Source organism: Acinetobacter sp. YH1901134, assembly GCF_013416965.1.
Taxonomy (GTDB): Bacteria; Pseudomonadota; Gammaproteobacteria; order Pseudomonadales; family Moraxellaceae; genus Acinetobacter; species Acinetobacter amyesii.
In genome coordinates, this window is the sequence record NZ_VPEW01000008.1 from 63733 (window position 1) to 86402 (window position 22670).

Below are 22670 nucleotides of genomic sequence, written 5' to 3' on the forward strand. Positions count from 1 at the left end.
TCTGTAATATATTTAAGCCCACAGATGTGGGCTTAAATATTTAAATCTGGCTCTGAATATAATTCTCTACACCGATAGACTCAACAAGGTCTAGCTGAGTGGTTGTCCAATCCAACCATTCTTCTTCTTTCTCTAAAATTTCTTGAGCCAGATCTCGAGTGACATAATCTAACTGTTCTTCTGCTAGTTTAACTGCAGTTTGAATGGCTTGAATGTTCTCTTTGACTTTACGCACATCACAATTCAGTACTTCAACCGTGTGTTGACCAATATACAGCTTACCGAGGTGCTGCAAGTTTGGCAGGCCTTCTAAAAATAGAATACGTTCAATAATTTTATCGGCATGCTTCATTTGACGGATTGATTCTTTATATTCTGCTGAACCAAGTTTCTCAATGCCCCAATCGTTAAACATCCGTGAATGAAGAAAATATTGGTTAATTGCAGTTAAATGATGATAAAGCACTTGATTTAACTGATTAATTACATCACGATTGCCTTTCATGTCTGACTCCTTAACTGCAATAAAGCTCGAATTAAGCAATATAAATTCGATATTAGAATAGAAATATCTTAAACAACAAAGTGCAATTTAGCGAGTATTTTATAGAACAGCAAATGAAAATCACAATCAAAACAAGGCGCTAATTTTCAGGACTTTAATAAATAAAAACCCGCTTAGAGTCAGAAGCGGGAGAGGAGGAATGGTCTAAAACCATTGGTTTTATAATTATGATTGTTAAGAAAATTTAAAAGCTTGGTTTATGCGGCAATTGCGATACGGGCTGCAATTTGTGCAACTTCATCACTTATGATCATACGAGCTTCAGGAGCACAGCGACCACAACAGGTGCCTAAATCAAGCATATCGCGAACTTCACGATAGCTTTCTGCGCCATTGGCAATTGCATCTTTAATGTCTTGATCAGTAATACCACGGCACAAACAAACGTACATGAAATCAAACCAAGTGAATAAATGGGATAAGTAATATTATTGATAATTATTATCGTTTGTCAATAAAAATCATTTAAAAATGCTTTTAAAGTGATTGAGTTTTTGAATAAAAACTGTCATTTAAGCGGAAATCTGAGTAATGCTCAGATTTCCATGTGAGGCTTTTTGTTCTTTTGGAATATGATATTTAGTGAAAGGCTTAATCGGTGTTTACTAACTTATTGATTAATAATCACCACGCCATCCATTTCAACTAGTGCACCTTTTGGTAGGCTAGCAACACCGAGTGCTGCGCGTGCAGGGTAGGGTTGAGCAAAGTATTCGCCCATAATTTGGTTGACCAATTGGAAGTTAGAAAGGTCAGTGAGGAAAATATTCAGCTTAGCGATATCTGCTAGCGAACCACCTGCAGCTTCACATACCGCTTTTAAGTTGTCGAATACACGGCGAATTTGAGCTTCAATGCCTTCTACCAGCTCCATACTATATGGATCTAAGCCAATTTGACCTGATAAATACAAAGTGTCGCCCACTAAAATGGCTTGTGAGTAAGTACCAATTGCAGCGGGTGCATTTTCAGTATGGATTACCTGGCGGGACATCTATTTCTCCTATTATCATCACAGACACATCACATATAAATATGTGGTGTCAGGTTAGCTGGCAACTTTCGCAGGCTCAGCAATGGCAACAGGTTGTGCCAAACGACTGATGCGTGGGAAGCCAAAATGCATTCTTAAATTACGGATAATTTCGGCAATTTGTTTACGATTGTGTACAACAATATTCACATAGGTTTTTTCTTCATGTGAACGGACAGTTTCTACACCGACTTTTTCTTTACGGCATAGATAGATCAGTTCTGAAATTTGCTCATCATTTAACAGCATGTTTAAGCATAAATAGGCTGTAAAACTAATGTCCTCACTGTCTTCTGTAGTCCAGTGTAAAGGCATGATATTTTCAGGATGTAAATGTTGTTCATGCAATAAATTATGACAACGTGAACGGTGCACAATCAAACCACGACGTGATAAATGCCCTTGTATTGGATCACCTAAAACCGGGTTACAGCAGTGCGCATATTTGACGTCGACGCCATCAGTGCCCAAGATTAAGCGTGCAGAGTTTGAATCCTGAATGGTATCTTGAGCATATAAATGATTAGCAACCAATTGCGGTAATAAGTCACCCACGGCAATGTGTTCAAATAATTGTTCTTTATCATTTAAATGACGCCAATTCAGCACATTTTCCCAATCCGCTAATGTCAAATCACTTACAGAACGGTTAAAGAGTTTTAATGCGCGATTTAAAGCTTGCTGACCCACTAAACGTTGTTCATCTTGGTCTTGGTCGCGGAGGATATTTTGTAATGCGCGGCGGGCTTTTTGGGTATTAATAAAGCTTAGCCAGTCAGGGTTTGGTGTTGCAAGAACATCAGTGATAATTTCAATCACTTGACCACTCAGTAATGGTGTTGAAAGGGGCTTGGTTTCCCCATCAATTTTCGCACCAACGGCATGGTTGCCCAAAAATAAGCTTGCTGAATAAGCGAAATCAACCGCTGTGGCACCCTGAGGGAGTTCATGCAAATGACCATGTGGGGTATAAACCCAAATTTTCTCTTGATGTAGATAATCGAGTAATTCACTAAATGTTGTCTTGGCACATGCACCATCGACTAACACGTTTAAATTTTGCATGGAGGCTTGGATCGCTGAGCGACAAGCTTGTGGTGCATTTTCACCGAGAACCACACCAAAGCGCGCCGCTTTACGCATCAACTCCGTTTGGATAGTCAGAGATAAAATGGTCTTTTCACCTTTTAAGCGCATCATCAGTGACTGGTTGCCACCGGGTAACGGGCGGCGAATATGATCGGTGTAATTTAGAACTTTAAAGCTTTCTTTAAGGATATCAGCAAGTCGGTCACAGTCTGCGATGCTTTGTAAAATAATTTCAAAGGCATGACTATGGGTGAGCTCTTGCAGATCGATATCGTTTTTTACAAAGTGGCGAAGTAATTCAATATTATTATTCTTCTTTTTAATTCGACCTGAAATATGGTGTTGTTCTAGCAAGGTGGTGAGGTTGTTTTCCCACTTGGTCTGGTATTCGCAGCGTTTCGGTTTGGTTTGTAATAACGCTTCTTGAACATTGTTATACATATCTAAGTCGAGATTTTGATAACACAAATGTTCAAGGTTGTCGGCCATTTCATTCATACCGACAAGGCGTGCCATAGGTACAAAAATTTCAAAAGTTTCTTGGGCAATACGAGCACGTTTGTCAGGGCGTAAAGCACCTAGTGTGGTCATATTGTGATAACGATCCGCCAGTTTAATAATAATGACACGTGGGTCTTGTAGGGTGGCTTGCAGAATTTTACGGAAGGATGCGGCTTTATTATATTCTTTATCACTAGAGTGGCTGAGTTTAGTGACGCCGTCGACGAGTTCAGCAACGGTCAGACCAAATTTTTCAGTAATATCTTGTTTTGTAAATTCGGTATCTTCAATGACATCATGTAGTAAAGCGGCCATTAAAGTTTCCGCATCAAGACGCATATGCGCCAAAATACAGCTCACCGCAATTGGGTGGAGGATGTAGGGTTCGCCACTTTTACGTGTAATGCCATCATGAGCAATATCCGCATAGTCGCAAGCTTCAAGCACGCGTTCGACATCACTTACTGAAAGGTAAGCGTCGATAATCACATTTAACTGTTGCTTGGCTTGGCTGACCATTGGGCCTGGCATAGAACACCCTTTTACTACTGATTTACAAATGAAACGATTAATACTTTAATGAAATGCATATTGCATGACTTGTCAATTTTTTAGTTTAAAAAAATGAAAATCTTTTTTGCTTGCTTTGCACTTCTTAAGCTTATGTTATAACTGTTCTGAGTAAAATATTAAAGAGAATCCATAAAAAAAGCCTAGTTAAAAACTAGGCTTTTAAGGTCAGGTTTATCTTATTGGAAAGAAAAACCGTCTAAGTTTAGGTTATTTGCAGAAAGTGCAAGGTCTAAACTTGAAGTTTGGTAGTCTTGTTCACGTTGTTTCAAAATGTCTTTAGAAACGTGACCCGCTGCGATTTCACGAAGAGCAACAACGGTTGGTTTGTCATTGTCCCACTCAACAGTAGGTTCGATACCTTGACGTGCCAATTGACGCGCGCGTTTGCTTGCCACTAGTACAAGCTCAAAGCGGTTGTCTACATGGTCTAAACAATCTTCAACGGTTACGCGTGCCATAAGAATTCTCGTTTGAATATAAATTTTTAACAGACTGTGCAGTATAAGGTGCTTTGTCTATAGACTCAAGTTTTAATCACTGTTCCGTAGGGGTGATTAATTTCTCAATCAATTTTTCGTGACGCATGGCCTGTTGTTTTAAAACAAGACGATTGGCAATAATCACGGACTCTAAGTCATGCAGTGCTTTATTAAAGTCATCATTAATAATGATATAGTCAAAATTAACGTATTGCTGCATATCTTCTACGGCACAGCTTAGGCGATGTTCAATCACTTCAACAGAGTCTGTACCACGATTGGATAAACGTTGACGTAAATCGAACTGACTCGGAGGGAGAATAAAAATTTGTCTAGATTCAGGAAAAAGTTTACGAACCTGTTCAGCACCTTGCCAGTCAATTTCAAGTAAAACGTCATGACCTTTGGCCAATTGTTCTTTTACTGTGCGCTGTGCAGTACCGTAATAATTACCAAAAACTTCTGCATATTCAATGAAGCCGCCTTCATTTACCAAAGATAGAAAATCTTCTTTTTTTGCAAAATGGTAATGTACGCCGTCTAATTCGCCAGGACGCTGACCACGAGTGGTATGAGAAACAGAGACATGTAAATTGTTTACACGTTCAAGCAGGGCTTTAACGAGGGATGTTTTGCCCGTTCCCGAAGCAGCAGAAACGACAAACAAGAGACCCGACATGATATTTTTCCTGATATGATAAAATATCTTCTCTATTTTAGAGTAGACGCGCGCCAAACAAAATAGTCAGACGTCTATTGTTTACATTTATTTCAAATGATACCCGTAAAATTGAGTGGGCATTGAGGATTCTATGGAAATTGTTTTAGCTAATCCACGCGGTTTCTGTGCAGGTGTTGATCGCGCCATCGCGATTGTGAACCGTGCATTGGAATGCTTTAACCCACCCATTTATGTACGTCACGAAGTAGTACACAATAAATTTGTGGTGGACGACTTGCGTCAACGCGGTGCGATATTTGTGGATGAACTGGATGAAGTGCCTGATGACAATATCGTGATCTTCAGTGCGCATGGTGTATCTAAAGCGGTACAACAAGAAGCTGAGCGCCGTGGGCTAAAAGTTTTTGATGCGACTTGCCCTTTGGTGACTAAGGTACATATAGAAGTGACCAAGTATGCCCGTGAAGGTGTGGAAGCAATTTTGATTGGTCATGAAGGTCACCCAGAAGTTGAAGGGACAATGGGTCAGTATGACACCAAAAATGGTGGTTCGATTTATTTGGTTGAAGATGAACAAGATGTTGCTGATCTAAAAGTGGTGCATCCTGAAAAAGTAGCGTTTGTAACTCAGACCACGCTTTCTATCGATGACACAGCAAAAGTGATTGATGCCCTACGTCAGAAGTTCCCTGAAATTCAGGGGCCGCGCAAAGATGATATTTGTTATGCCACTCAAAACCGCCAAGATGCCGTACGTGATCTGGCTGAGCAATGTGATGTTGTATTGGTTGTGGGTTCGCCGAACTCTTCGAATTCGAACCGATTACGTGAATTGGCAGAACGGATGGGTAAGTATGCGTATTTAGTGGACAATGCCGATCAGTTACAGCAAGAATGGTTTAATGAACAGACTAAAATTGGTGTAACTGCAGGAGCATCTGCACCTGAAATTTTAATTAAACAGGTAATTCAGCGCTTACAAGATTGGGGAGCAAAAGCACCGCAAGAACTGGATGGTCGTGAAGAAAATATTACATTTAGTTTACCAAAAGAGTTACGTATTCCTGTAACTCAGGCATAAAGTGTTAATGACTTAACATTCTGAATTTTTTAAGAATTGACAGATAATTGCTTTTTGGCAATTATCTGTTTTTTTATGCCTTTTATCCTAATTTGTGTTTGTTTTGTAATTTAATTAGATATTATTTTTAATAGGGTAAAGTTTGGCGCGCCTTGGGGGGAGTATGCAGAAAAATAATGGATTTACGTTAATTGAGCTGATTGTGACAATTGCTGTGATAGCAATTATTGCGGGAATGGCAGCGCCATTTATGAATAATATGCTTTTAAATCAGAATCTAAATAAAAGTACGAATACTTTAATCTCGGTAATGAATGAGGCAAGAGCTCAAGCTGTATTAAATCGTCAAAATGTAGAGGTTGATCTTTCATTAAATACTGTTACCTCGAGTAGCGCTGAAAAAGAAAAAATGAGAGAAAAGCTTTTGTTTGGGTGGAGTCCTTCTGGTAAATCTGAATTAAAAACATCAGTTAGCCCTATTGTATTTGATATGACAGGAAGAGTGAGTAGTTCAATGACTGACGTAGTCATTGAAGTCTGTAACGAAAATTCCGGAGAGAAATCAAAGATAATTACGATTTCAAGAATGGGGATAATTCAACAAATTGTAGAGGGTACTTGCTAATGCATCATTACATATCAGTACAGAAAGGTTTGGGATTGATGGAGGTCCTAGTCGCGCTATTAGTGCTAGCAATAGGCGTGCTTGGATTTATTGCATTGCAATATCGTGCAATTGAGGCATCGGCTGAAAGTACCTATCGAGTAGAAGGCATGAGTTTGGCTCGTGATTTTGCCGAGCGCATTCGTGTAAATCGGGGTGCTTTGGAAAAATATAAGTCTGAAATAACAACGCCGGCTGAACAAAAAACGTCTACTAAAAACTGTTATCAGACCGCATGTGATGCAGATGAAATGGCTGATTTTGATGTTTCTGAAATTGTTAAAAAAGCACATGAAAAAGCTATGGCAGTAAATTTGATCGATTGTCAGGGGAATGATGATGGTCGTGCATGTATATATGTCGCGTGGGGGGAGACAAGCCCGACGAATGAAACGGATGCAGGGGCTGGTGGATGTACTAACTCGACTTCTTATGATCCAAGTTCAACATGCCTGATCATGGAGGTGTACTAATATGAAACTTCAACATGGTTTTACATTAATTGAGTTAATGATTGCATTAGCATTGGGTTTGATTGTTTCTGCTGCAGCAATATTGATGTTTATTACGGCTCAAAAAAGTTATGCTTTACAACAAGGTATGGCTAATTTGCAGGATAATACCACTTTTGGTTTGAATTATATTACTGACGAAATTAGATCTACTAATTTAAACAATATTAAATCCATCATAAATGACGAAACAACATATGGAGGAATAGTATTTACATCTGCTGCAAATGCACGAACTATTCCTGCAACTGATACCGTACCCAAAAAAGTATTTAGTAATTTATATCCAACATTAATAGGCGCTAATACAGCGGAATCTTTTTTGACATCTAGTGGGATTCATTCATCTAATGTCTCTTGTGCTGATGTAATAGATAATGGTTGTGAGTCGGGTGATGTGTCTAGTGATCAATTAGTTATTCAATACAAACCTCAATATGTCACAGATGATAAAGGAACAACAGTTACATCAGATGATATGTGGTTTGGGGGATACGATTGTGAAGGTAATAAAATTGAATTTTTAAAAACAGAACCTGCAAAGCGAATTATTGTACAGCGCTATTTCTTAAGGGAAGATACCGATAAAGGTACTGAACCAAATGAATCACTTTCTTTAGCTTGTGATGCAGGGTGGTATTGGGAGTCTTATAAAAATAGCGCTTCTGCAGACGTCAATCCAACAGTATTAACTGATTTTGGTGGTCAGGGTGAAATTATAATGAAACGAGTTGACCACTTTCGGGTTTTATTTGGGATTCATACGAAAAATGGTTATGAATATATTTCTCAAGAAAAATATATGGATTTAACAGAAGAGCCTAAACCGCGGATTTTATCTGTACAGTTAGGGCTATTAGGTCGTTCGACCCAAAGTGTTGGAAGTGATTCAGCTTTTAAGGATGATCAAGAATTTAAAGTTTTGGATCAGACAGTCGTTGTTAAAACGCCAAAAACTAATTCATCTTCTAAGTACGTAAGACAAGTTGTTTCTCAAACGATTGCGTTACGTAACACGTTTGGGGAGCGAGGAAAATGAAAAATCAAAATGGTGCGACCTTAATAGTTGTATTGGTACTTTTATTGGCGATAACTGTAATTGGGACATTAGCTATAAAAAATAGTGTAGTGGGTTTAAGCATTGCTACAAACAGCCAAGCTCAACAATTACTTTTACAAAATGCTGATTCAGCTTTTTTTAGTGTGGAAAAAGAAGAGAACTTAATTCAAAGTTTAACCACGAGTGGAATGTTTGGTTATATCAGTGGGGCTGAAAATAAAGATAAAGAATTAGTATTTTGCTATATGGGTGATAAGGCGGACTTTTTTGATATTAATCGTGCCAGCATTATGCAATGGGAAGGTGGACAGTCAAAACCAACAGCAAATGCAATGGGAATGGATGGTTATTGCAGTACATCAACATCTACTACAAGCAACTTTTTTACGAGTGGTCGTAAGGCTGTTATTACTCAAGTTGCTGTGAAATATTCAACTCAGTCTGATGCGGATCCATTTTATGGAATGCAGTTCGGTTCTGATGAAAAGGGTGTGAAGTTTGAAAAAAGTAAACCAGTGAAAGTGTTCGCTGTTTCGATTATGCCTGCGCTCAGCACAGCAGATCGCTCGAAAATTGATACTTGTCTTAATGCAAGAATGAATGAAGTTTCCATACCTGATGGTACGACAAAACCATCTAAAGTTGATCCCATCGAGGATGATCCAACTAAAAGTGTGACGGAATGTTTGTCGGGGTTAAATGTTCCATATACTTCACATGCGACTGAGTATGTGATTGCACAAGATTTTACGTGATTTGGGAGTAAGAAAAGATGAAAAAGATTGAACAGAATGCGATAAAAAAATCCTATTGTCTGAAAATTCTTGCGACCAGTATCGCAGCAATTTATACGGGTCTAGTAGCATCAAGTGTAGCACAAGCAAGTGATATTGATATTTATCAGGAGGCCAAGTCGGGTGATATTACCTTGATGTTTGTACTTGATATTTCGGGCAGTATGGGTAATTTTGATTCAGGAACAACAGGAAGTAGGATTCAACGTTTAAAAATTGCAATGACCGATTTATTGCAAGGGAATACAACAAAAAAAATATTGCCAATTAGTGACGATAAGGTAATTGGTATCTCCACTTTAGGGGCTAAGTATAATAATAATAATTATAATACTGGTGCAGTATTAGTTCCAGCAAGACGGTTAGACTGCGTATATGGTGCGGTTGGTTGTTTTAATATGCCTAATAATGGGAAAACCCATAGGCAAATTTTGATCGATCAAGTAAATAGTCTTACAGCTTCTACTAATACACCAACCTCTCGTTCATACAGTGAAGCTATAGCATACTTAATGGGGGAGACAACTTCTGGCACAACTGGAAGTGGTTACGCTTATTCAGATGATACAACAAAAAATGCTGCGACAAATAAATACCAAAAGCCTGCATCATTAGTGCAAACAGATGCAATAAAAAAATGTAGTGGTCAAGGTGTCTATATTTTGACTGACGGTGACCCTGTAAATGATAGCAGTCCTAGAGATCTTATGAAAAAGGCACTGGGTGCTTATGGTAATGCTTTTACATGTACGGATAATAGCACTTGGACATGTAGTCATCAGCTGGCTGAGACATTATTAGACCCGACTAAAAATCCAGTTAATTTAAAAATTAAAACTGCGATGGTTGGGTTTGGTAATTCTTTTAACTCTGTACCAAGTTTTGATAAGGCTAAAACTCGTGCTGAAAATTTGGCAGCGGTGGATGCTTCCAATGCTAGTACGAACCAAAAGAATGCGGCTAAGTTAGGAATTATTGGTGAGGGTGGGTGGTATTCTGGAAAAAGTTCTGAGGATATTGTAAATAGTGTTAATGCCTTTTTAGGTGACTTAGGAGTGGCAATACCAACTGTTACGACGGGTTCACCTTCTGTTCCGCAAGACGCTTTAAATCCATCAGTTATTCAAGATTTTGCATATTATCCTCAATTTCAACCAACCCCAGAGAAAAGCTTTCAACTCTGGGCTGGTAATTTAAAAAAATATGCTGTTATCAACGGTGTATTAAAAGATAAAAATAAAAATACTATTTTAGATGATGAAGGTGCGATTAAAGATAATTATGACCTGTGGGCAGCATCAGTTGTTGATGCAAATAAAGAAGGTGATGAGTTTACAGAAGGTAGTACTAAGTTTGCATTGCGTGGAGGGGTGTTTTCTCAACTAAAATTAGGTTTTAGTGCGAGTGATAACACAAAAGAGCAACGTAAAGTATTAACAAATCGAGATGTAAATTCAGGTGTTTGGAGTGGTGGGACTAAACTTAGACAGGTCACTCGGGCTGATCTAACAAATAGTGTCTATAAAGCCGATAATGCAAATAATAGTTATCTTATGGCTTTGCTTGGCTATAACGTAAATGATTTAAACAACCCAACATCAACAACTTTAAATAAAGAGTTACGCCAAATCGGTGCAGTAATGCACTCATCTCCTTTATTAATTACGAATAAGGGTAAAATTGCATACGATAAAGATGTCAAGCGACTCAGTTCTGAGGGGCGTGAAGATTACATTTTATTTGGTACTACACAAGGTGTTTTACATGTCGTTAAAGCTGGAAAACAACGTTTAGAAAATGGCGATATTGTAATTGGTGATAAAAATGGATCTGGAATTTCTGATGCTGGTGGTGATGAAGTATTTACATTTGTGCCAAATGAAATGATTGAAAAGCAAAAAAATGCTTTTCTAAAATATGATTCTACAAATGGCGGTGTTAATAATCTTTATTATGGTATAGATGGGCCTTGGACCGCTTATACCGAATATGTGGTAGATGATAATGGTTACTTAACCGTTGGTTCAGGAAAGGGAACGCAAAAAGGCCGACAGATGGTATATGGTGGACTACGCATGGGCGGAAAAAGTTACTACGCGTTAGATCTGCAAAATATGAGCGATCCTAAGCTGAAGTTCCATATAGACCCAGAAAATCAAAAAGTTTTTTACAATAACACGTCTAAGTCGTTCACCCAACTTCAACATATGGGGCAAAGTTGGTCTAAACCAGCAATTGGTTGGATCAATTGGAAGGATTCAGCAGGAAAAACGACTCGTAAGCAAGTAATGTTTGTTGGTGGTGGTTATGATGCAAAAACTGGGACAACAGCATGTAATACTGGTACAGATACGACTTCCAAAAATGTAGGTTATGAATGCCCTAAATATGCACCGACAAGCTCTGCTCCAGCAAAAGGGGCTGGTGTTTATATGTTTGATGCACAAAATGGTGATTTATTATGGTGGTCGAGTGCGAGTGCTACAACTAGTACAGCAGTACCTTTAGCATCTAATGTATCAACAATGATTAATAGTGTTGTTAGTGAGATCCGAACTGTTGATCGCGACGGTGATGAACTCATTGATAATATTTACTTTGGAGATTTGGGTGGTCAAGTATTTAGGGTTGATTTAGACAATAAAGCAACGGCTCTAGGCAATATTGTTAAAAAGCCTGTTCGATTACTGAATTTGAGTAAAACTGGTGGGATGAGTCCACGTTTTTATGATATGCCAGCATTTTCATTATATAGTGACCAAGGTGATGTTTTTGCACTTATCAGTATTGGCTCTGGAAATAGAAGTAAGCCGTTGCAGGATTATGCCTCAGGTGCAGATTATGAAGCGGTTTATAATGTTTATGATAAAGATGTTGCTAATAAAAATTTGATGTCATTATCTGCATATAGTACACAAGATATTATAAGAACAAATCTTGTTGCGATTACGGATGAGGATCGTAAGGATGATACTACGCTTAAAGCACCTTATGCTTCGACAAAAGGTTGGTATTATGAATATAAAAACTGTTCTGGTTCAGACTCATGTAATAACTACAAATTTCAAAGTGAGAAGGTATTTGGCACCCCAATCGCAATGAATTACGTACTTTACGTAACTACTTTTGATGGTTCCCGTCCAGGTATTTCTGGAGATTGTGGTGCTGGTGTCAAAGGTGAAAGTTATCTTTCGCGTTTATGTTTGCCATATGGTCAGTGTGATAAAACAAAATTTGGTACTGAATGGTATGGTAAAGATGAAATAGGTGTAGGTATTCATACAGGCACAGTTGTCAGTGTTGATGACGGGTCTGGTAGTGGAACTGGCGGTGGAAATGGTGGTGGAAATGGTGGTGGAACTGGCGGTAGTGAAAACAATTATTGTTTAAGTACTGGGACTCGAACTATTTATAATGGTCTGGGTGGTAATACCGGTGAAGCGAGTAAGATTTGTTTAATTCCTCAGCGTTGGTATGCCAAGTTACAATAGGTGGGCGGTATGTATAACAAAAATACTTTATTTGCTCAAAAAGGTTTTACTTTAATTGAGTTGATGGTTGTCGTTGTCATCATTGCAATACTTGCAGCTATTGCTATTCCTAGTTATCAAGCTTATGCAAGAAAATCTTTAGCATCGCAAGCACAACAAACGATGAAACAAATCGCTGTTGATTTGGAGAAGCATAAAACGCGTAATTTTAATTATTTAAATTTTACTGCTTCATCCAATTTATTGGTTGTACCTAATGGTGCGACGGGCACTGATATTAAATATAATATTAGTGTTCGAGATGGAGCGAATACAGCAAATACTTTAAGTAATTCATCTTCTACCGGGCAAAGTTGGGCAATTATGGCTACATCAACCGATGAAAAAAATAATAGTTATGTAGTAACGAGTACCGGTATACAGTGTTTTAAGCAAGGGAAGACAATAGGTTTTGATTGTTCCGGAGCAGAGTCATGGTAAGAAAAAATGGCTTTACACTTGTTGAATTGATGATTGTTGTTGCGATAGTTGGAATACTTGCAGCATTTGCATATCCCTCATATCTTCAATATGTGAAAAAAACTAAACGTACTGATATGCAAGCAAATATGTTGCAAGTTGCTGCACAAATTCAGCGCTTTAAAATTGCTAATTTTAAGGTAACAGGTGCAACTATGACTGATATTGGTATTAAGACTACATACCCGATTCAGGGCAATCCTTTGTATATGTTAGAACTGCAATGGCTTGATGATAGTGGAGTTATTGATACATCCTCACCCTTAGGTTCAGAAAGGTGGTTATTAGTTGCTACACCAATTGCAACTTCAACTCAGCACCTTGATGGGCATATTGCACTAAATTATAAAGGTGAGCGGTGTTGGACTGTTGGTACAGATAATTCTGGTACTGCTTGTACTCCATCTGCCACCTCAAACTGGGACGGCAAATAACCCCAAATTCAAAATTGTGGATAAACACTTTTTGATCTTTCATTCAGGGCAAATTTCACGTAAAATATTGCCCTCTATGAAAGGGGTTTGAAATGTATCGATGGTCGGTACAGGGATAATCCGTAAAAACTATAAGGTTCTATCATGGTTGTTATTCGTCTTGCACGCGGTGGTGCTAAAAAACGTCCGTTCTATCAAATCATTGTGACTGATAGCCGTAATGCACGTGACGGTCGTTTCATCGAACGTATCGGTTTCTTCAACCCTACGGCTCAAGGTAAAGCAGAAAAACTTCGTTTAGATGCTGACCGTTTTGCTCACTGGGTTTCACAAGGTGCTCAACCTTCAGAACGTGTTGCTTCTTTAGCTGCTGAAGCTAAGAAAGCTGCAGCTACTGCTTAATTAGTAGTAGGTTGCCCATGACACCAACACAGAATGTTCCCGAAGATCGTATTCAGATTGGACAGCTACGTTCAGCATATGGATTAAATGGGTGGCTCTGGGTCTATTCCAATACAGAACCTATGAGCAATATTTTTGACTACCTCCCTTGGTACATTGAGACCAAAGCAGGTTGGCAAACAGTAGATGTAAAACGTTGGAAACCACATGGCAAAGGCTTGGTTGTTTCGCTAAAAGGTGTGAGTGATCGTACCGCGGCAGATAACTTGGTTGGCGCAAATATCTGGATTTCTAAATCGCAACTGCCTCAAGCAGGCGTGGACGAGTACTACTGGTCAGATTTGAAGGGCTTAACAGTGTTAGGTCTTGGAGAAGATGAACAAGAAGTCAACCTCGGTCAAATCCACGAATTGTTTGAAACAGGTGCTAACGACGTGATGGTAGTTCGCGCTACTGCTGACAGTGTCGATAGCGAAGAGCGAATGATTCCATGGCATAAAGATGTAGTACAGCGTGTTGATCTCGAAGCTGGTCGTATCTACGTAAATTGGGGCGTAGATTATTAATCCTTTAAGGATTGACGCAGCAGGAAAATAGAGGAGTCTGCGATGTTTTTTGCAGTCATTACGCTTTTTCCTGAAATGTTTGAAGCGATTACAGCCTACGGTATTAGCGGGCGCGCAGCAAAACGTGACATTGTGCAAGTTCATTGTATCAATCCACGCGAATTTGCTGAGGGCAACTACAAAAGAGTGGATGAACGTCCATTTGGTGGTGGTCCAGGTATGGTGATGATGGCTGAGCCATTAGCGAAAGCAATTCATCGTGCCAAAGAGCTTGCCAAGCAAGCGGGTGCTGTTCATGTTCCTGTGGTGTATATGTCGCCGCAAGGAAAAACCTTAAATGAACCTGCGGTACAAGATTTCGTCAAATATGATGGATTGATTGTATTGTGTGGTCGTTATGAAGGAGTTGATGAGCGTTTGATCCAACAATATGTTGATCAGGAATGGTCAATAGGCGATTACGTTTTATCTGGTGGTGAACTCCCTGCGATGGTTTTATTGGATAGTGTGATTCGGAGACTTCCGGGTGCAATGTCTGATGAGCAATCACATGTGCAAGACTCATTTGTGGATGGTCTTTTAGATTGCCCACAATATACCAAGCCAGACCATTTTGAAGGTTTAGATGTTCCTGAAGTATTAAAATCGGGACATCATGCCAATATTGAGAAGTGGCGGTTTTTGCAGCGATATCAACGCACTTTAGAACGCCGACCTGAGTTGGTTGAAAAAGTTGAATTGACCAAGCAGCAAAAGAAATGGCTAAAAGATTCCCAGGTTTAAATTTTTTAAATCTTATATTAGGCTCTTTATGCATTGAAGCGGTCAAGCATAAAGGGAAAGTCAATCGGGTCTATGCGCTTTAGCCTCTAGCCCCAGCGATGATTAGACCTCTTCTAACTCGCATAATCGGAGATACCCCATGAGCGGTAAACATCCTTTAGTACAAGCTGTTGAAAATGCACAGTTGAAACAAGACATCCCTGCTTTTGCTCCTGGTGACACAGTAGTTGTTCAAGTTAAAGTAAAAGAAGGTGAGCGTGAACGTCTTCAGGCATTTGAAGGTGTTGTAATTGCTAAGAAAAACCGTGGTTTGAACTCTGCGTTCACAGTACGTAAAATTTCTAGCGGTTTCGGTGTTGAGCGTGTATTCCAAACTCACTCACCAATCGTTGCTGGTATCGAAGTGAAACGTCGTGGTGACGTTCGTCGTGCTAAACTTTACTACCTACGTGAATTGTCTGGTAAAGCTGCACGTATTCGTGAAAAATTACCAGCTCGTAAAGCAAAATAATTTGTTTTACAACGCTGTAAAAAAATGCGCCTTTAGGCGCATTTTTTTATGCAAGAAAGAAAATTATAACCCTTGAAGTTTCAAACGATTGGCATGTTGACGGTAGACTGAAACAGGGTCTGGTGCAAATAAGCCTTTCAAGCCTAATACTTGATTGACTTCATCGAAATGGTTCCACTTATAATTATCACGGATGGTTTTACCCAATTTACTGCTGCATTGGCTCACTAAGCCGTCGTTCGGTTGTCCGCTAAATGCAATTGGCCCCATTGCGGTAAAGATCGTGTCTGGATCAAGTAGGTTGGTGGTGTTGGAAATACCTGTCCATGAATAGAAGCTAATGCCATTGGCTACACTTGGGCCATCAGCACATTTGGTTGCAGGCATACCCAGTGAGAATTTTGCATTAAAGGCTTTGACTCCCGGTTGAGACATACTATAGATCGATGCTTTAAAATTTGACGGTAGATTCGACTGCTGTGCGAAGTTAATCACTGGGGTCATTAAGGCATCCATAACTGTCGCTAATACGCCATTTAAAATCGGCACACTCTGTACTAAATCTGCCACAGGTGAACCGTCATTGGTGCCTGCGACTGTACTGACAGAGGCAACCAAATCAGGTCGTACGCCAGCAATATATCGAGCCGTAGGGCCACCATGTGAGTGACCAATTAAATTCACTTTGGGTTTGCCAGTAATGGCAACTACTTGTTCAACTTGGTCTAACAGTTGTTCTCCACGAACTTCAATGGATTCCAACGGGGAGATTTGTGTAGCAAAGGCCGTAGCTTTATGGCTTGCCAAATCGGGAAGAACTTGATACCAATAATCCAGACCAAAAACGGCACCGCCTAAGCGATTAAAACCAAACATCCCGTGTACAAACACTAGGGGGTATTGGGTTTCAGCATAATTGTCGATGACTTTTTTAGTGGTCGCTTGTTGTATACCCAATGCAGCATGCGTTTGGGTCACTGCCATACTTGCAAGGAGCGTGGCGCAGAGCAATTTTCCTTTCATTTTTCATTCCTTTCTTTTTGTTTTGGTATTCAAACTGTGATTTAGTTCAGTTTGGAAATAGACAAACTCGTCTATTTGACAATTTTTATTGTCATTAAGGATTATAAAAAAAGGAAAGCAAAATGTGAGAACTAATCGACAGAATGAAAGATATTTTGTAAATTGATTAATAAAAATATCATTAAACCCTGAATTTACAGGGTTTAATGTATAGCTTTACTAAATTATAAACCTTGAAGTTTTAAACGATTGGCATGTTGACGATAAACGTCGACAGGATCTGGTGCGAACAACGCTTTGAGACCAAGCACTTGGTTGACTTCATCTAAATGGTTCCAGTTGTAGTTATCACGAATGGTTTTACCAAATTTGGCACTACAGCGTGATACGAGGCCATCATTGTCTTTTCCGCCATCGATCAGTAATGCGGTCACTTTTAGTGCTGAGTCTAAATCTAAAATATTGGTGATTTGGCCCACACCTGTAAATGAATAGTTATAAATGCCTTTCTCAACGCTATTGCCATCAGCACAATTGGATTTAGGCAAGCCCAGAGGGAATGCGGCATTGTACTTTGCAGAACCCGCTAGCGTTAAACTTGAACCACCTGCCAATGCATCATGAGGGTAAGTCTTTGGATCTAGACCTTGCGCCCAAATGATGGCTTTAGAGACAAAATTCACAGCTCCAACCAAGGGTGCTTCGACAGCGGTGCCTTCAGCTTTTAAAATTAAGTCTGCAACAGGGGATCCTTGATGAGGTCCTGCAACACTGGTTAATGAAGCCACGACATCTGGGCGAACACCGGCAACATAACGAATTGTTGGCCCACCATGGCTATGTCCAATCAAATTCACCTTATCCGCACCGGTGAGTGCTCTGATTTCAAGAACTTGTTGTAGAAGCTGTTCGCCACGCACTTCGGTAGAGTTAAAAGGCGATACGCGAGTTGCCCAAACATTTGCACCATTTCGGGCAAGATCAGGAAGGATTTGATACCAATAGTCGAGTCCAAATGAGTCCGTACCAACGGTAATAAAACCACCCATACCATGGTTAAATACGATTGGATATTTGGTCTTTGCATAGCTGGAACTAGCTTTGGCAGTGACTTGGGTTGCTTGCGATGCAGATACATTACCGATGAATGTAGCTGCAATTAAACCTGCTAAAAATGATCCGTATTTCATGAGCGATCCTCAATGTATTATTGTTTTATGACAATATTTATTGTCATTTCTAATAAAGCAATAAAGACCACCTGTTGCAAATTGAAAGAGATTAACTGTGACGCTAAATGTAACAAAATAAACGATCATGAATTTTCAGATCTATAAAAGTAAATAAGAGGGCCGAAGCCCCCTTATTACATTTAAACTTCAACGATAAGAATTAAAGTCCTTGCAGTTTTAAACGGTTTGCATGTTGACGGTACAGCGCCACAGGATCTTGTGCAAATAGCCCTGTTAAGCCAAACATCATATTGGCTAAATCGGTATGGTTAAGTTTGTAGCTGTCGTTAATAACTTTACCGATATAAGCACTACAACGTGCAACCATACCGTCATTGTCTTTATTGCCGTAAGACAATGGCCCGAGTTGCATTAGGATCGTGTCGATATCAAGTAGATTCGTGGTTTGCGCAACACCAGTCCATGAATAGTACTGAATGCCTTTGCTGTCGACTTGTTTTAAGTTTTTGCTGCAATTTTCTGAAGATGCCAAAACACCGTCAGCTACAGCAGATTTTGCAACTGTACTGTTAAATGCAGCAGAACCTGTTTGTGATAATGATTTCATTGAAGCATCGAAATCAATTTCAAGCTCTGGTTTTGCCTGACCCAAAGCAATCAGTGGACCGACAATATAATCACCTAAAATATTAAAGGCAGTGCGAGAAAGTGAGTTGCCTTGAATATCATCCGCTACTTTAGAGCCGTGATAGGTTCCTGCAACACCTGTAATAGACGCAATGTACTGTGGTTTTGTTTGAGCAACATACAATACAGTTGGACCACCATGAGAGTGACCGATTAAGTTAAGTTTTGGCTTCCCTGTAATAGCCAAAACATCTTCAACTTGTGCAATTAACTGCTCACCACGATGTGCTGTGGTATTTGCAGGAGATAATTGCGCTGCGAATACGGTTGAGCCATTTCGTGCCATATCTGGCAAGATTTGGTACCAATAATCTAGTCCGATGGTATCAGTGCCGATACGTGACCAACCGAGCCAACCATGCACCATTAAAATTGGATATTTGGTTTTTGCATAGTCAGATTTTGCCGTTTCCTTCACCTGGAGGGCGCTAGGCGCAGCTTGAGTGCTTGCCGATATACTCATCGCTAAGCCTGCAACTGCAGCTACAGAGGCCATCTTGGCCGTGTTTACTAAAGATCGCATAAATGTTCCTTGATCTGATGTTGTTTTTATTACTTTTTAATAATGAAAATACTCTCTGTTTTTAAGCAACATCTTTGTGATTGGCTAGGCCATATCTTTGATTTCAGAGAGTTTGAATAGACAAAGATGCCTTGTCATTTTTTCATGCTCGGTTTGAAATTCCATGTCATTTTAGGACATGGACGGCGTTGAGGTGACAAGTATATTTATATACATTCGTCTTTTATTTTTGCTATTTATTTTAGTTGTTATGATTTAATAACTTATTGAATTAATTTATTTAATGCTTAAAAGTAAGAAAATTGTAAATAAAAAAGGACGTCTAAAGACGTCCTGTTCACTACTTAAAGGGAACTAACTTTTGGGTTAAAGTCCCTGTAATTTTAAACGATTGGCATGTTGGCGGTAGAGCGCAACTGGGTCAGGTGAAAATAGGCTGCGTAGGCCAAAGATCATATTCACTTCATCTAAGTGGTTGTGATTGTAGTCATCACGGATTACTTGTCCGATGTGGGTGCTACAGCGTCCAACCAAACCGTCATTGTCACGATTTCCATAGGCCAAAGGGGCAAGCTGACTAATCACTGTATCTAGTACATCTAATACATTCGTGGTTTGTGCTGTACCTGTCCATGAGTAGTAATACACACCATTGTCGACTTTGGCACCCGACTGATTGCAGTTCGCAGCCAGTGCTGCGGTTGGAAATTTTGCATTAAATTCAGCAGAACCTTTTTCACTGATCGCGGTAAGTGATGCATCAACACTGTTGGGTAGACTCGAGTTGCCTTCAGCCCAAGTAATAATCGGTGCTAAGAGTTGATCGCCAAGGACCCCAAAGACTGAGTTAATAGTTTTATTTGCTTGGATTTTATCTGCGACTAGAGAGCCACGATAAGTGCCTGCAACCCCAGTCACCGAAGCCACATATTCAGGTTTGATCGCTGCAATGTAGCGAGTTGTCGGTCCACCATGTGAATGACCAATGAGGTTCACTTTGGGTTGGCCGGTCAGAGCAATAACTTCTTCGACTTGAGAGAGCAATTGCTCACCACGGACTTCTGTCGACTCTAGCGGAGAAACTTGGGCAGCAAAGGTATTGGCCCCATTACGAGCTAAATCTGGCAAAATTTGATAAAAATAATCCATGCCAAAGCTGTCAAAACCAATGCGAGTAAACCCGAACATACCATGGGTAAACACAATCGGATATTTGGTCTTGGCATAGTTTGCCGAGCTGTTGGCGGTGACATGTTGGAGTCCTGCCGCCGCTTGAGATTGTGTACTAGCGATCGCTGCTGATGCAGCCATGATTGCGCATAAAAGAGCTTGTGGTTTTTTCATTATTTCATCCTGAAATTGAAGTTATTTTTAAATTGTTATTTGCACTTATTCTGCGAAAGGTAATTTTCCACCTTGATCATGCACAGATTCAAAGGTACTGACGCGGAGCTGATCTTCCTTCGATTTAAAATGTTGATTACGGAGCTGCTGCACTGCTTGTTGTTTAGCGCTGTCACTCATATTGCTTTTCACAATGCTGTCACGCTCTGTGAGATATTGATTCACGCTAGATTTCCAAGAGCTGCGCTGGCTGTCTAGATTTTCAAGGCGCTGAGTGGCTTCTGGACCCACTAAATTTAACCGCATTTGATGGATTTCTTCGCTTGAACCACCACGGGCTTTAATGTCCGCTGTGAGTTTGCGTAAATCTTCAAGTTTATTGATTTGTTCCAGGTTTTCTTTCCAGTCTTCTGGGAGTTCATCAAACAGGGCTTTTAGTTTTTTGGCTTTTTCTGATTCAGACAGTTTTTTGTCATTCACCACTTCCATGCGTTTCAGCGTGTATTCGTGATAGGTATTTTCCTTGCCAAATAAGCCTTCAATTTCATAATCTGAAAAGAACTGCTTTCTTAAATTCTGGGTACTGCTATAGATCGAGCGATAATATTGTGGTGACTCTTTATCGTCACTTGGTGGCTGTAAATGACCTAACTGTTCACGATATTTCATATAACGATCCCACAAATCATAAATTTGTGACAGCGCAGGTTCTTTATGACCTTGTGCAATGTAGGCTTTAAAGTCCTTTTTGATTTGATCTATCGACTTTTCACCATATTGAGTGATGAAATATTCAAAACAATTCCGTGTTTGCTCGTTCACGATCAGACGGTTTGAACCATCCATACTGATTTGACAGTTTACTTCTGTGTCTTGTTGACTTGGACTGAGCAGTGAAGAACCGCTTGTGGCTTGTGCTGTAGCGTTTTCGCCCTGCGCTAAAGGCGTATTTTGTTGTTGAATCGATTGATCTGAAGGATCATTTTGTGATGCTTTTGGCGCCAGCCAAAATATAAATGCAGCAACAGCGATAACGACCAAGGCAATGATGAGCCAAAGTTTATTTTTTTGCATATCCCAATGCACCTTTATTCCGTTTTTAATTGTTTTAGAGTTCTAAATGCGAACTCAATATGACATAAAACGCAGATAAAAACATAGAAGAGTTGTAAACGTTAGAGGTGGGTTGTTACCATTGCGCTGTTCCTGTATTAGCCAAATGTTGACATGAAAAAAGCCTCTCCTAAGATCCAACGTCGTCCTGTACATGGTGTATTTCTTTTGAATAAGCCATTAGGTATTAGCTCGAATGCAGCCTTACAGAAGGTTCGATGGTTGTTTCGTGCACAAAAAGCAGGACATACCGGTGCGCTTGATCCGCTGGCTTCAGGTTTATTACCAATTTGTTTGGGTGAAGCGACGAAATTTTCACATTTCTTGCTCGACTCGACCAAGCGTTATCAAACCACCGTCTTTTTAGGACACAGCACCACGACGGGTGATGTGGAAGGTGAGGTATTGATGGAACAAGCTGTACCTGTTTTGACCGAGGCATCTATTCAGCAGGTACTGGCACAGTTCGTGGGAGATATCCAACAAATTCCACCGATGTATTCTGCGCTGAAAAAAGAAGGTCGCCCGCTGTACGAGTTGGCGCGTAAAGGCATAGAAATAGAGCGTGAAGCACGTCCAATTTCGATTTATGCCATCGAGTTATTATCATTTAATGAGAATAGTATTACACTCGACATCACCTGTTCTAAAGGCACGTATATTCGTGTATTAGGCGAAGATATTGCCAAAGCATTGGGTACTTACGGACATTTAACCTATCTACACCGTATTCAAACGGGTCATTTTGATCTTAACCCAAGCTTTACCATTGAATATTTAGAGAGTCTGACCGAAGCTGAGCGTGAAGCATTATTGCTGCCGGTGTATTCACCTGTCGATCATTTTTGCAAAGTGCAAGCGCCGGAAGGTCGAGCTGAATATTTTAGTCGTGGAATGGAAAGTAATATTGAGCATGCTGCGGAAGCGCAGGTTTTGGTATTTGATGGGGAACGTTGCTTAGGTCTAGCGGAAATTACTGATCGTAAGCGCTTAGTACCAAAACGTGTATTAAATCTTGAATAGTTATTAACAGCCACTGAAGCCAAAT

General features: G+C 39.8%; 24 protein-coding genes. 13 read left to right on the forward strand and 11 right to left on the reverse strand.

Annotated elements, in window-relative coordinates; all coding sequences use genetic code 11:
• Positions 1-40: 40 nt before the first annotated feature.
• The 6 genes from bfr to gmk form a co-directional block, all read right to left on the reverse strand.
• Positions 41-505 (reverse strand): bacterioferritin, encoded by a 465-nt coding sequence (bfr, locus tag FTV50_RS09685; protein WP_180024297.1) that lies wholly within the window; start codon positions 503-505, stop codon positions 41-43.
• Between the two features lie 257 nt (positions 506-762).
• Entirely contained in the window at positions 763-957 is a 195-nt protein-coding gene (locus FTV50_RS09690; protein ID WP_078192519.1) for a bacterioferritin-associated ferredoxin, read from the reverse strand.
• A gap of 218 nt (positions 958-1175) precedes the next feature.
• Entirely contained in the window at positions 1176-1559 is a 384-nt protein-coding gene (locus FTV50_RS09695; protein WP_180024298.1) for a RidA family protein, read from the reverse strand.
• A gap of 54 nt (positions 1560-1613) precedes the next feature.
• Positions 1614-3719, reverse strand: coding sequence for a bifunctional (p)ppGpp synthetase/guanosine-3',5'-bis(diphosphate) 3'-pyrophosphohydrolase (locus tag FTV50_RS09700; RefSeq protein WP_180024299.1), 2106 nt, complete (start codon positions 3717-3719; stop codon positions 1614-1616).
• 218 nt (positions 3720-3937) lie between these two features.
• Positions 3938-4219: a DNA-directed RNA polymerase subunit omega gene (gene rpoZ / locus FTV50_RS09705; protein ID WP_067762989.1), complete on the reverse strand. Its 282-nt coding sequence runs from the start codon at positions 4217-4219 to the stop codon at positions 3938-3940.
• A 76-nt stretch (positions 4220-4295) separates the two neighbouring features.
• Entirely contained in the window at positions 4296-4919 is a 624-nt protein-coding gene (gmk, locus tag FTV50_RS09710) for a guanylate kinase (RefSeq protein ID WP_078192517.1), read from the reverse strand.
• Positions 4920-5052: 133 nt separating this feature from the next.
• Here gmk and ispH point away from each other — a divergent pair, with 133 nt between their 5' ends.
• The 12 genes from ispH to rplS all read left to right on the forward strand — a co-directional run bounded on the left by ispH (position 5053) and on the right by rplS (position 15739).
• Positions 5053-6003 (forward strand): 4-hydroxy-3-methylbut-2-enyl diphosphate reductase, encoded by a 951-nt coding sequence (gene ispH / locus FTV50_RS09715; RefSeq protein WP_180024300.1) that lies wholly within the window; start codon positions 5053-5055, stop codon positions 6001-6003.
• A gap of 163 nt (positions 6004-6166) precedes the next feature.
• Positions 6167-6628, forward strand: a complete 462-nt coding sequence (locus FTV50_RS09720) for a GspH/FimT family protein (RefSeq protein WP_180024301.1) — start codon at positions 6167-6169, stop codon at positions 6626-6628.
• Entirely contained in the window at positions 6628-7140 is a 513-nt protein-coding gene (pilV, locus tag FTV50_RS09725) for a type IV pilus modification protein PilV (RefSeq protein ID WP_078189360.1), read from the forward strand. The genes FTV50_RS09720 and pilV overlap by 1 nt, the downstream gene beginning before the upstream one ends.
• Position 7141: 1 nt before the next feature.
• Positions 7142-8218 carry a PilW family protein gene (locus FTV50_RS09730; protein ID WP_180024302.1) on the forward strand — a complete coding sequence of 359 codons (1077 nt, stop codon included), beginning with the start codon at positions 7142-7144 and terminating at the stop codon, positions 8216-8218.
• Positions 8215-8994: a PilX N-terminal domain-containing pilus assembly protein gene (locus tag FTV50_RS09735; RefSeq protein WP_180024303.1), complete on the forward strand. Its 780-nt coding sequence runs from the start codon at positions 8215-8217 to the stop codon at positions 8992-8994. Before FTV50_RS09730 ends, FTV50_RS09735 begins: the two co-directional genes overlap by 4 nt.
• 17 nt (positions 8995-9011) lie before the next feature.
• Positions 9012-12524 (forward strand): hypothetical protein, encoded by a 3513-nt coding sequence (locus tag FTV50_RS09740; protein ID WP_180024304.1) that lies wholly within the window; start codon positions 9012-9014, stop codon positions 12522-12524.
• 9 nt (positions 12525-12533) lie between these two features.
• Positions 12534-13004 carry a type IV pilin protein gene (locus FTV50_RS09745; RefSeq protein ID WP_180024305.1) on the forward strand — a complete coding sequence of 157 codons (471 nt, stop codon included), beginning with the start codon at positions 12534-12536 and terminating at the stop codon, positions 13002-13004.
• Positions 12998-13477, forward strand: a complete 480-nt coding sequence (locus FTV50_RS09750) for a type IV pilin protein (protein WP_180024306.1) — start codon at positions 12998-13000, stop codon at positions 13475-13477. The genes FTV50_RS09745 and FTV50_RS09750 overlap by 7 nt, the downstream gene beginning before the upstream one ends.
• A 144-nt stretch (positions 13478-13621) precedes the next feature.
• Positions 13622-13879 carry a 30S ribosomal protein S16 gene (gene rpsP, locus FTV50_RS09755; RefSeq protein WP_078189354.1) on the forward strand — a complete coding sequence of 86 codons (258 nt, stop codon included), beginning with the start codon at positions 13622-13624 and terminating at the stop codon, positions 13877-13879.
• Positions 13880-13896: 17 nt separating this feature from the next.
• Positions 13897-14445: a ribosome maturation factor RimM gene (gene rimM, locus FTV50_RS09760; protein ID WP_078189353.1), complete on the forward strand. Its 549-nt coding sequence runs from the start codon at positions 13897-13899 to the stop codon at positions 14443-14445.
• 42 nt (positions 14446-14487) lie between these two features.
• Positions 14488-15228 (forward strand): tRNA (guanosine(37)-N1)-methyltransferase TrmD, encoded by a 741-nt coding sequence (gene trmD, locus FTV50_RS09765; RefSeq protein WP_180024307.1) that lies wholly within the window; start codon positions 14488-14490, stop codon positions 15226-15228.
• 139 nt (positions 15229-15367) lie between these two features.
• Entirely contained in the window at positions 15368-15739 is a 372-nt protein-coding gene (gene rplS / locus FTV50_RS09770) for a 50S ribosomal protein L19 (RefSeq protein ID WP_078189351.1), read from the forward strand.
• A 63-nt stretch (positions 15740-15802) separates the two neighbouring features.
• Here rplS and FTV50_RS09775 read toward each other — a convergent pair whose 3' ends face one another.
• The 5 genes from FTV50_RS09775 to FTV50_RS09795 all read right to left on the reverse strand — a co-directional run bounded on the left by FTV50_RS09775 (position 15803) and on the right by FTV50_RS09795 (position 21583).
• Positions 15803-16762, reverse strand: coding sequence for a triacylglycerol lipase (locus tag FTV50_RS09775; protein ID WP_180024308.1), 960 nt, complete (start codon positions 16760-16762; stop codon positions 15803-15805).
• A 224-nt stretch (positions 16763-16986) separates the two neighbouring features.
• Positions 16987-17952, reverse strand: a complete 966-nt coding sequence (locus tag FTV50_RS09780; RefSeq protein ID WP_180024309.1) for a triacylglycerol lipase — start codon at positions 17950-17952, stop codon at positions 16987-16989.
• Between the two features lie 202 nt (positions 17953-18154).
• Entirely contained in the window at positions 18155-19165 is a 1011-nt protein-coding gene (locus FTV50_RS09785; protein WP_180024310.1) for a triacylglycerol lipase, read from the reverse strand.
• Between the two features lie 366 nt (positions 19166-19531).
• On the reverse strand, positions 19532-20476 hold the full coding sequence (locus FTV50_RS09790) for an esterase/lipase family protein (protein ID WP_373683687.1): 945 nt from the start codon (positions 20474-20476) through the stop codon (positions 19532-19534).
• 78 nt (positions 20477-20554) lie between these two features.
• Positions 20555-21583: a lipase secretion chaperone gene (locus FTV50_RS09795; protein ID WP_180024312.1), complete on the reverse strand. Its 1029-nt coding sequence runs from the start codon at positions 21581-21583 to the stop codon at positions 20555-20557.
• A 153-nt stretch (positions 21584-21736) separates the two neighbouring features.
• Between FTV50_RS09795 and truB the strand changes: the two genes are divergently transcribed.
• Complete coding sequence (gene truB, locus FTV50_RS09800) at positions 21737-22645, forward strand: tRNA pseudouridine(55) synthase TruB (RefSeq protein ID WP_180024313.1); 909 nt, start codon at positions 21737-21739, stop codon at positions 22643-22645.
• The last annotated feature ends 25 nt before the right edge of the window (positions 22646-22670 follow it).